We start from the raw sequence: 6,917 nt of genomic DNA, 5'->3' as shown, positions 1-6,917 counted from the left end.
GACAAGACGCAGGCGTTGGCGACGTTCTCCATCTCCACACGGAGGCCGGTCGCACGATAGATCTTCGATTGGATGCTTTGCATGGGCCAACTCACGTTTGGCGCAAAGATCGGTTTCTTCTGCTTGGGGTCTGCCCGGCCCGGGAGACTGATTCCGACGCCATCGAAGGACTTGTCCGCGTGATCCGCCATCAGCTTGCGGATTGCGGCGACGATCGGTGTGATGGCCTTGCTGGGATCGGTGGGGAGAGTGACGACATTCTGGGCGACGATCTTGCCACCCAGATCGGTGACGGCAACAGTTGTCTGGGAGGGATGGATATCGAGGGCGATCACAGCGCGCTGATGGTTCAGTTCCAGAAAGGTGGGGCGACGCCCGCGGGGCAGCCTTCCGGTGGAACCCTCCAGCACCCATCGCTCACGAATCAGGTCCTCCACAATGAGTGAGATCGTGCTCCGCTGAAGGCCCGAGACCCGGGCGAGATCGGCACGCGAGATTGGCTGGCGCGTGCGGATGAGATTGAATACAAGGTTGCGGTTGATCTGCCGCGGGGTCTTATTCGAAGCGCTTTGCTTTCGAGTGAAGGTGAAGGGATGTGTGGGGGGCGTTGGCATGGTCTTTCTCAGTCAAAAAATCAAAGCACCACATTCATGCAGGAATTCTATTTGCAACAAACCCCGACGGTCGATTTCAGACCAACAAATTTGACATCTACCTGAACGTGTCTTTATATCACTGACAGCCAGGCATTTTGTAGACGGTCTGAATTATATGCTTCACGACCACACCGTTTTCCAGCGTGCCTGAACCCGCGAGCACCTGCACTCTGGAGTTAGCTATCCCTGCCATGTTGAGTCGCCGAGCCTTTCTTAAGAGCAGCACGCTTGCTGCCGCCTCCTCCACTGCCTTTTGTCGTTCCACACCTGGCGCTTCGCTGGCCCATCTGGCGGAATCGTCCTCCTCTGAGGGAAGCAGGTCTACCCGTCTCGGTTCCGGTTGGGAGTTTCTCCGCGACTCGCTGGATGGTCCATGGGAGGTTTGGCACAGCAAAGAGATTGCAACGTGGCAGCAGGTCTCGATGCCACATTGCTTCAATGCCTATGACGGATGCGATCCTGATACACCTGCTTATCGAGGCACTGGATGGTATCGTCTGCACGTTCCCATCAAGAACCCTTATCCAGAGGGACGCACCCTGCTGCATTTCGAAGGTGCGGGGCAGGCTACGAGAGCATTTGTAGGTGACAACCTTGTAGGACACCACACAGGTGGTTATGACGAATTTGTCTTCGACATCACAGATGCCGTGAGCCAGTTCGCGGCGTCCGGTGCAGGCGCCCCGGTTAAAGGAAAGCAGAATCCAGCAGGGGTTCCGATTGCGATTCAATGCGATAACTCGCGCGATCTGGACCGCATGCCGTCTGATCTTAGCGACTTCACCCTCTACGGTGGGCTGTACCGGCACGTCAACCTCGTCTATGTTCCTGCGGTCTCGGTCGAAAACCTTCACATCAAGATCGGGTTGGAAAGGGCAGACTCTCCCGCCGAAGTTGAGGTCATCGCATCGCTTTACAACCCGGGAAAGAGTAGTGAATCCGTTACGCTGAACCTTGAGATTACCGATCCGGAGGGAAGATCGGTACACACGGAGAGGCTGACCAGCGCGTACTGGAGCGGAGAGAAGTCCCTCTTCCGTTTCACGCTCAAGAGTCCGCAACTCTGGAGTCCCTCTTCCCCAAAGCTTTATCACTGCCGCGTAGCGTTGAGCGGCCAAGCGGGTGACTATGACGTGAGCGAGACCTTTGGGGTTCGCCATACAGAATGGGTCGATCACGGACCTTTCAAACTCAATGGAGAACGCCTGCTACTGCGAGGTACCCATCGTCATGAAGACCATGCGGGTTATGCAGCGGCGATGCCCGACGACCTGATCGAGCGGGAGATGAAGCTGATCAAAGAGATGGGCGCGAACTTCATACGTCTGGCTCACTATCAGCAGTCTCGACGCGTTCTGAATCTGTGCGATGAACTGGGAATCCTTGTATGGGAGGAGATCCCATGGTGCCGCGCCGGTGTAGGCAGCGATGTCTTCCAGGAGATGGGACGCCGCACGTTGCGAAACATGATCGCGCAGCATTTCAATCACCCCAGCATTCTTTTGTGGGGGCTGGGGAACGAGGACGACTGGCCAACCGAATATCCCGAGGTCAATCAGCAGAAGATTCGCGCTTACCTGACGGAGCTCCGAGACCTCTCACACGAGCTTGATTCGTCACGCATGACGACGATTCGCCGCTGCGACTTCGCTCGCGACATACCGGATGTCTATTCGCCTTCGATCTGGGCGGGCTGGTACAGCGGAACATATCCCGAATACCAGAAGTCGCTTGAAACCCAGCGCGAACGGGTCAAGCATCTCTTCCATGCGGAGTGGGGCGCCGACAGCCACGCAGGGCGGCACTCCGAGAACCCCGACAAGGTACTTGCCGAGATCGCTACGGGCCATGGAACCGATGAGCGAGGACTTGCCTACCTGAACACAGGCGGCCCGGCGCGCGTCTCCAAAGATGGCGACTGGTCGGAGACGTACGCCTGCAATCTTTTCGACTGGCACCTCAAGGTGCAGGAGACGCTGCCGTGGTTTACCGGCTCCGCACAGTGGGTCTTCAAAGACTTCACCACGCCGTTACGTGTGGAAAATCCGGTGCCACGGGTGAACCAGAAGGGGCTGATCACCCGGGATATGCAGAAGAAGGAGGGGTACTTCGTCTTCCAGTCCTACTGGGCCGATCAGCCGATGGCGCATATCTACGGTCATTCGTGGCCAGTCCGGTGGGGAGCGCCCGGAGAGCAGAAGATGGTCAAGGTCTACTCCAACTGCGAGAGTGCGGAACTGTACGTCAATGGCGTCTCGGTTGGGATTCGCCATCGCAACAGTCAGGACTTCCCTGCCGCAGGGTTGCGCTGGATGACCCCCTTTGTTGATGGAACGAACAAAATACGCGTAGAAGCCAGGAGGGGTTCCGTCACCGTCTCCGACGAGATTGAGTTCGTTTATCAGACCAGACCGTGGGGAAATCCGGCGACTTTCAAGCTCACGGAGATCCGCCGCCAAGCCGACACCGTAACCGTGGAAGCAAAACTGTACGATGCCGAGGGTGTCCTTTGCCTGGACGCCAGAACGCGTGTGCGCTTCACCATCGCCGGGAATGGCGCACTGATTGACAATCTTGGGACTCCAACGGGATCGCGCGTGGTTGAGCTTTACAACGGCCGCGCAGAGATCAGTTCCACCCTGGATCCTCAGGGCCAAACAGTTATCGGAGTGAGTGCCACGGGGCTTCCGCCTGCATTTCACACGATCGGCTGACGGCGTTCGTCTTCCTCTTTTCCCAGAATAGAGCTTCGGTACTGTGCCTCTTTCCCAAAATACCGGAGATGGCATTGGCAATTGTTTTTTCCACGAACTATCTATCAGCGGTTCCCACAAATTGTCCCTGGGCCAGCCTGTACGAGCTCAAGACAACGTTTGACCATGGAGGCACACTTAGGCAACCTCGTCAACCTGGGTGTGCCTTCCGCGGCGATGAACAGCTCCACGTTCGGCCAGATTACCGGCAGTGTCGGCAGCCAACGCATCCTCCAGGTAGGTGGACGCATTCTCTTCTAAACTGTCCTCCTGAATCTCCCCGGGGCGTGCAATCACGCCTCGGGGTTCTTTTTTTGAGACGGACTCTCTAGACAAAGGTTCGTCTGGTACGTCCAACCAAAGACCTGCTCTGCAGCTTCGGTATAGTTAAGGCTCTCGGTCATAGTTTTATGGAGGTACCTGCGTGTCCGTTCGACGTGTGCTCACAACCCTTACCCTGGCCGTTGCGCTTTGCAGCGTCGCCCGATCGCAAGATCTGGCGAGCTTCGAGAAGCGCATCACGGTGAAGGTGCTGCCCAATGGCCTTACTTTGATTGTCTGCGAACGGCCGGAGGCGCCGGTGTTCAGCTTCTACACGCTCGTGGACGCAGGCTCCGCAAACGATCCGCAGGGTGCGAGTGGCCTGGCACATATGTTCGAGCACATGGCTTTCAAAGGCACCTCCCAGATCGGTACCACGAACTATCCCGCAGAAAAGTTGGCGCTCGCCAAGGTAGAGACTGCATACGCCGCCTACGACGATGAATATCGCAAGCGTGTCGGGCAGGACGCAGCCAAGCTTGCGCAGCTGAAGAAGGCCTTTGAGGACGCACAGGCCGCCGCTGAGAAGTACGTGATTCCCAATCAGTTCTCAGAGATTGCAGAGCAGAACGGCGCGGTTGGCATCAACGCCTCGACGGGTGAAGACTCCACACAGTATTTCTGGTCCATGCCTTCGAATCGTCTTGAACTCTGGGCTTATCTGGAGAGCCAGCGCATAGGCTATCCGGTTCAGCGAGAGTTCTATAAGGAGCGAGACGTCGTCCAGGAGGAGAGGCGCATGCGCATCGACTCCTCACCGACCGGGCGCATGGTCGAACAGTTCCTCGCGACCGCTTACGTTGCTCATCCCTATGGCCGGAGCGGCGTGGGCTGGGAGAGCGAAATCTCTCAGGTCAGCGCCACCGAGGCGGAGCAGTTCCACAAGAAGTATTACGTGCCGTCAAACATAGTGATCGCCGTTGTGGGCGACCTGAAGGCGTCGCAGGCGATGCCTGTACTGGAGCGCTATTTCTCAAAGATACCGGCGGGGCCCAAGCCGACTCCCATGACCACGGTTGAGCCCCGGCAGTTTGCGGAGAAATCTGTCGTCATCCGGGAAGCCACGCAGCCCTTCTATCTTGAGGGCTACCATCGGCCCGATTATCGCGATCCAGATGATGCCGTTTACGACGCGATTACTGACATCTTTTCCAACGGGCGTACGGCCCGTCTCTATCGATCGCTGGTGCGCGACCAGAAGATTGCTGCTGCCGGCGAAGGCTTCTCCGGTTTTCCCGGCGACAAGTTCCCCGGCCTGTTCGCAGTCTATGCCGTTCCCCTTCCCGGTCATACCCCCGAGGAGATGCGGACCGCTATCCACAAGGAAATCGATCGACTGAAGAATGAAGATGTCACGGATGCCGAGCTTGAACGGTTCAAGACTCGGGCACGCGCTGACCTGCTTCGCGGCCTTGCTGATAACGAAGGTTTGGCACATCAGTTAGCTGAGTACCAGACCCGCTACGGAGACTGGCGGCAGCTCTTCCGTGAACTGGACAAGATCAACGCCGTCTCCAAAGCCGACGTTCGTCGCGTCGCCAACAAGATCTTTGTCGACAGCAATCGCACAAGCGCACGCATTGAGTTTGTTGCGCCAAAAGCACCTGCCAAGATCCAGGGAGGTGCGAAGTGAGCCATCTCATGACACGATATCGCTGGACATTCGCTGCGGTCTTCGCCGCCGGTATATTAGCGCCTCATAACCTTCTTCTTGCACAGACTGCAGCCACCCTCTCGAAACCTGCAGCCACAGAGGTGCGGCCCTGGAAGAAGATTCCGATCCCTCCGTTGCACGAATTCAAGCCGCAGCAGCCGAAACGTATCCAGCTCTCAAATGGTCTCGTCATCTTTCTCCAGGAAGATCATGAGCTTCCATTCATCAATGGGAGCATCCTCATCCGAGGTGGCAGCCGGGACGAGCCGGCAAACAAGGTTGGCCTCGTCTCCCTCTACGGTGAGGCCTGGCGCACCAGCGGAACGATGAAGACCGATGGCGACAAGATGGATGACATTCTGGAATCCAAGGCAGCCAGCATCGAGACGGATGGCGGCTCCGCCAGTACTTCACTGCGCTGGTCAAGCCTCAAAGGCGACTTCAATGATGTCTTCGCGTCGGCGATTGATCTTTTGCTTCATCCCTCCTTCAAGGCAGATAAGCTCGCACTCGCTCAACATCAGATGGATACAGGCATCTCACGCCGGAACGATGATGCCAGTGGCATTGCGATCCGTGAGGCGGTCAAGCTTGTCTATGGAGCTGACAGTCCCTTCGCGCGCCAGCCGGAGTACGCGACTGTAGGAGCTGTCACGCTCCAGGACCTGAAAGGCTGGCATGACCGTACCGTCGTTCCCAACGGAATGATCGTCTCGGTCTCCGGAGACTTCAACTCAGCCGAAATGGAACAGAGCCTTCGCGCAACGTTTGAGCCGCTGCCGCGCGGGGCAGGCATGCCTGCAGAGAAGTTTACCTTTACCGATCCCAAGCCTGGCGTCCGCTTCGCCGAGAAAGATGATGTCAATCAGTCCAATGTCCTCATTGTGGGTCTGGGTACGGAGCGTCGCAATCCCGACTACTATGCGCTTAGCGTGATGAACGAGATCTTCTCAGGCGGATTCGGTTCGCGCATCGTCCAGGACGTCCGTACCAAGCTGGGCCTCGCCTACGATGTTCAGGGAAGTTTCGGGGCTTCTTACGACCATCCGGGGATCTTCTACGTGCTCGCTGGAACCAAGAGCGTCTCTACCGTGCCCGCCACCAAAGCGATGCTCGATGAGGTCGAGCGCCTGAAGACCGCCCCGCCCTCAGCTATCGAGCTCGCCAAGGCCAAGGACCAGCTTCTCAACTCGTTCATCTTTCACTACGACTCACCTGAGAAGACGCTCAACGAGCAGGTCACGCTGGCGTTCTACGACTATCCTTCGGACTTCCTGGAGAAGTACAAGACCGGGATCGAAGCAGTCACGGCTGCGGATATATCCCGCGTCGCCAGGAAGTACGTAGATCCATCCAAGCTCGGGATCGTCGTCGTCGGCAATCAGGCTGAGATCAAGCCAGCGCTCGATACGCTGGGCAAGGTCACGGATCTCGACATCGCGATTCCTCCACCTCCGGGCCAGCCAGCCGGGAAGGAGCAGCCACCGACGCCTCGGTAAAAGCGACCGGTTAGGTTTACCTACCTTTCAGCCT

5 protein-coding genes are annotated in these 6,917 nt (G+C 57.5%); 4 read left to right on the top strand and 1 reads right to left on the bottom strand.

The window, feature by feature from the left end; genetic code table 11:
• The coding region (locus JAO29_RS22765) for an ROK family transcriptional regulator (protein WP_334270580.1) at positions 1-614 on the bottom strand (614 nt) is incomplete at its 3' end.
• Between the two features lie 233 nt (positions 615-847).
• On the opposite strand from JAO29_RS22765, the gene JAO29_RS22760 reads away from it, so the two are divergent.
• From JAO29_RS22760 to JAO29_RS22745, 4 genes are all read left to right on the top strand, one after another.
• The gene (locus JAO29_RS22760) at positions 848-3,370 is read left to right on the top strand and encodes a glycoside hydrolase family 2 TIM barrel-domain containing protein (RefSeq protein ID WP_334270579.1); all 2,523 of its coding nucleotides are present in this window, start codon (positions 848-850) and stop codon (positions 3,368-3,370) included.
• 165 nt (positions 3,371-3,535) lie between these two features.
• On the top strand, positions 3,536-3,670 hold the full coding sequence (locus JAO29_RS22755; protein WP_334270578.1) for a hypothetical protein: 135 nt from the start codon (positions 3,536-3,538) through the stop codon (positions 3,668-3,670).
• 163 nt (positions 3,671-3,833) lie between these two features.
• Positions 3,834-5,363 (top strand): M16 family metallopeptidase, encoded by a 1,530-nt coding sequence (locus JAO29_RS22750; protein ID WP_334270577.1) that lies wholly within the window; start codon positions 3,834-3,836, stop codon positions 5,361-5,363.
• A complete protein-coding gene (locus tag JAO29_RS22745) occupies positions 5,360-6,883 on the top strand; it encodes a M16 family metallopeptidase (RefSeq protein WP_334270576.1) in 1,524 nt (507 codons plus the stop codon). Before JAO29_RS22750 ends, JAO29_RS22745 begins: the two co-directional genes overlap by 4 nt.
• Positions 6,884-6,917 lie beyond the last annotated feature (34 nt).

Source organism: Edaphobacter sp. HDX4, assembly GCF_036877565.1.
Lineage (GTDB): Bacteria > Acidobacteriota > Terriglobia > Terriglobales > Acidobacteriaceae > Edaphobacter.
Note: the sequence above shows the minus strand (reverse complement) of the source record. Positions and strands in the feature narration are given on the sequence as shown.

Excerpts from the sequence above, each read along its gene's own strand:
- JAO29_RS22760 (WP_334270579.1), top strand. The coding sequence starts at position 848 with ATGTTGAGTCGCCGAGCCTTTCTTAAGAGCAGCACGCTTGCTGCCGCC.
- JAO29_RS22755 (WP_334270578.1), top strand. The coding sequence starts at position 3,536 with ATGGAGGCACACTTAGGCAACCTCGTCAACCTGGGTGTGCCTTCCGCG.